Raw genomic sequence first — 2,850 nt, 5'->3', positions numbered from 1 at the left:
ACGTCATTCTCGTCCGTCTTGGTGACGAAGAGAAATTGCTCTTCAATCTCCCCATCCTCGTACAGTGTTGCCTCTAGGCGAAAGCGTATCCAAGGGGTCCCTCCCACCTCGCGCATTGCCATTTGCCCGAAGAACGGCGGCACAGTGTCGTTATCATCGTCCTCGAGTGTTTCCTCAAACGTAAAATCTGCTTCAAGCCACAGATGACGCTGCTCGGGCTGCTTCGCTTCAGTGGCAGGGACGTGAAAGTCTGAACGGCGGATTCGGCGTAAGCTGGGATCAACTGAAAACATCCGGCAGAGTGCCTGCAGCGCGGCTGTTTTCCCTGCACCATTAGGGCCTAGGAGGTAGGTAACATCTTCGAACGAGATCTCCTCCGCTGCCGGCCCAAAGGACTGGAAGTTACTGATAAGCAGATTGCTCAGCCTCATCGCTCAGATTCCCTTCTGACTAATCTTGTTGTTCGTTTTCTTCGGGGCCGCAGGCTAGCGGATGGCACATCCTACAGCCGCTCTTGTTCGTCCCGAAGAAGTAGCTCTCTGAAGCATAAGTCAGGAATGAGCCAGCTTGCAGTATCAAATATGCCTGTCTGGCGAAGCTGCAGTCCGATCAGAGGCTGTTTCGTAAGCAGCTGGATTGTGGCCGCTCTAGCTGCTGAATCGCCCCATAATTCGTAGGCGCTGGAATGCCACTGTTAGTCCCTAGCTGTCCTCTACGGGATGTCCCTTTACGGCCGATTCTGTTGAAAAAGTCGGTTTCTGAGCGAGCTGCGTTTTGGTAGCTCAGAAAGCACTCGATTTCGGTGTTGCTACGTAAAAACCAAGACAGCTCTTCCTTCTGAGCAAGCCAGATTTCAACGTCGCTCACGCTCTTTCATGGGGAAAAATTGCGACGGGACTTTTTCAACAGAATCGGCCAATAGCGGACGCTGGACTATCACTCCCTCGGCTTCTGAGCTATCGAGCGAAGTGGCGACAGCACCTGCTTCTTGGTCTCACTGACTAACGACTCCTGCTCGAAGACTGGTAAGGCTGCTTTTATTTCCCTCGCTGGGCGGACCTGCCGAGTTTTGTTCAGGACAGCAGATCGCTCCTCCCGCGTAATGTTGCCAGGCCAACGAAAACTTCACGTGCACTTGACAGGCACTTCACACCTTCGCCTCTAACCTCCTTCGCATTTCTTGGCAAAGGCGGTGGGTGTACACGCATCCCGGCGAGCCTCGAACAACGACAACACGGAGGCTCCAGCATGCGAGTGGACAATAGTGATTGGGCCGATGCCCTGCAGAACAAGGTTCCAGTGGTGGCACTGGTGTTTTGGGTGATCAAGATCCTGTCGACCACGGTTGGGGAGACGGGGGCTGACTTCCTGATCTTCAAACTGCATTTCGGGCTACCGCTGACCTCCTTGATCATGGGGGCGTTGCTGGTGGCGGTCATGTTCATCCAGTTGCGCAGCGAGCACTACGTGCCCTGGAAGTACTGGTTGGCGGTGGTGCAGGTGAGCATCTTCGGGACTCTGGTTACCGACAGCCTGGTGGACACCTATGGTGTGGCGCTGACCACCACCACCGCGGTGTTCAGCGTACTGCTGGTACTGACCTTTGTGCTCTGGTTCGCCCAGGAGAAGACCCTGTCGATCCTGGCCATTTACCCGGGGCGGAGGGAGTTCTTCTATTGGACGGCGATCCTGATGACCTTCGCGCTCGGAACCGCCGCCGGTGACTTAGTCGCGGAAGAGCTGAAGCTGGGCTACGCGATCTCGGCCCTATTCTTCGCCGGGTGCATCCTCGCTGTGGCGATCGCCCACTATTTCTTCCGCCTGGATGTCGTGACGGCCTTCTGGGTCGCCTATGTGCTCACACGGCCGTTCGGAGCATCCGTGGGCGACTGGCTATCGCACTCAGCCAAGAAAGGCGGGTTGGGGCTTGGAACGGTCGGAACCAGCGAGGTGTTCGCCGTCATCATCATTGCACTGGTGTGCTACCTGAGCTGGCGCGATCGCCCACGGGTCCAAGCAGGCAGGTGACTTGGGAAGGCTGGCGGCGAGAATGCCGCCAGCCTGTTGTCATTCCAGTTCGGACAGTCGATTGCCACGTTGATCATTACTTGAATGGCTAACAGTGGTTGGCTGCCCGGCTGAGCACGAAGATTGAAATTCCAACCTGCGGCCAAACGAATACTACGTGTCCGGCAAGCTGCTGTTCACCGACAACTTTATCCAGCGTGTATGTGAGTCGCCTACAGGGCTCATTCACCAACCACCGCAGCAGCTGAGCCCACTGCTCGCCAACCCGGGCGAGTGGGCTTGCCCGGCAACCTAGGTGTAGGCAGCACCAGTAATTGAGGGCGCCCCCCCCGTATTGGCCGATCCTCGCGGCCATGATTTGACACAAAGTTGGGAGCTGCCTAGCAAACGATAATGCTTATATTTGCGAGCTGTGGTGTTCCAGGCCTCAGATCCATAAGCTTCGGCAAACGCTAGACAAGCCATTCGGCACGCCCTTGCTACATACTATTCGAGGCGTAGGGTTTCGGCTCGCTGATCTTAATGAGTAGGGCGAATGATCAAGGGGTGAACTTTTTCCGTTCCACACTACCTTATCAAGCTACGCATACCTGCCAGCATAGGTATTACGAAGCTCGTTAAGGGATAATGATGGATGCTCAATCCGCGCTACGCGCAAAATTGGCTTTGTCTGCTCGCATTGAGCGTGATCGCCTTCGAACTGCCATGCAGGCGCCAATTTCTGCGCCTCGGTACCGTGTGCTTTATCTGAAGGACGGTAAAGAAAAGCACTCTGCGTGGTTTTACAAGCATGACTACGCTAGGGTGGCACTTCAGTTAAGG

General features: G+C 55.5%; 3 protein-coding genes and 1 pseudogene. 3 read left to right on the top strand and 1 reads right to left on the bottom strand.

Annotated features, from left to right (window positions below):
• Window positions 1–431 (bottom strand): DUF2813 domain-containing protein (locus tag PA6_RS22060; RefSeq protein ID WP_021703178.1); only part of this gene is annotated, 431 nt, incomplete at its 3' end.
• 817 nt (window positions 432–1,248) lie between these two features.
• Between PA6_RS22060 and PA6_RS22055 the strand changes: the two genes are divergently transcribed.
• The 3 genes and pseudogenes from PA6_RS22055 to PA6_RS24105 form a co-directional block, all read left to right on the top strand.
• Entirely contained in the window at window positions 1,249–2,028 is a 780-nt protein-coding gene (locus PA6_RS22055) for a COG4705 family protein (protein ID WP_021218897.1), read from the top strand.
• 422 nt (window positions 2,029–2,450) lie between these two features.
• Window positions 2,451–2,558, top strand: a pseudogene (locus tag PA6_RS24400) (helix-turn-helix domain-containing protein); the annotation flags it as partial.
• Between the two features lie 100 nt (window positions 2,559–2,658).
• The coding region (locus PA6_RS24105) for a hypothetical protein (RefSeq protein ID WP_217997233.1) at window positions 2,659–2,850 on the top strand (192 nt) is incomplete at its 3' end.

The sequence above is a fragment of the Aquipseudomonas alcaligenes NBRC 14159 genome (assembly GCF_000467105.1).
GTDB classification, from domain to species: Bacteria; Pseudomonadota; Gammaproteobacteria; order Pseudomonadales; family Pseudomonadaceae; genus Aquipseudomonas; species Aquipseudomonas alcaligenes.
The sequence above is the reverse complement of the archived record's forward strand: the minus strand, read 5'-3'. Positions and strand labels throughout refer to the sequence as shown.